At 72.5% G+C, this 353-nt stretch carries 1 protein-coding gene; it reads right to left on the reverse strand.

Going from position 1 to position 353, the window contains the following annotated elements:
• On the reverse strand, positions 1–353 hold a 353-nt coding region (locus tag GT030_RS09275; RefSeq protein WP_161200678.1), incomplete at both ends, for a snapalysin family zinc-dependent metalloprotease.

Consider the following 353-nt stretch of genomic DNA (forward strand, 5'->3'; position numbering starts at 1 on the left):
GCCGTGGCCGTCGGTGGAGGCGTAGGAGCCGCGCGAGTCGTTGCCCTCGCGGTAGGAGAAGTCGCCGGTGCCGGAGGTGGCGGACAGCTTCACGTTGGAGACGGAGCTGTTCCAGATCGAGGCGGCGCTCGCTATCTGGGAGCTGAAGCTCGGCGCGGCCGACGGGTTGTAAGTGATCGTGACCGACTTCAGGCCCGGGTTCTCGGCCCGCTTCTCGGCGACCGACTTCAGGACCGCGTCGAAGAACGCCTGGTTGTCGGACGCCTCCCGGGCCGAGCCGGTGTATCCGGCGTGCGCGGCGACGGGGGCGGGCCGGGCGGACGCCGGGGCGGCGGCGCCGAACGTGGCGGCGG

It is taken from the genome of Streptomyces sp. SID1328 (genome assembly GCF_009865595.1).
Taxonomy (GTDB): domain Bacteria; phylum Actinomycetota; class Actinomycetes; order Streptomycetales; family Streptomycetaceae; genus Streptomyces; species Streptomyces griseoluteus.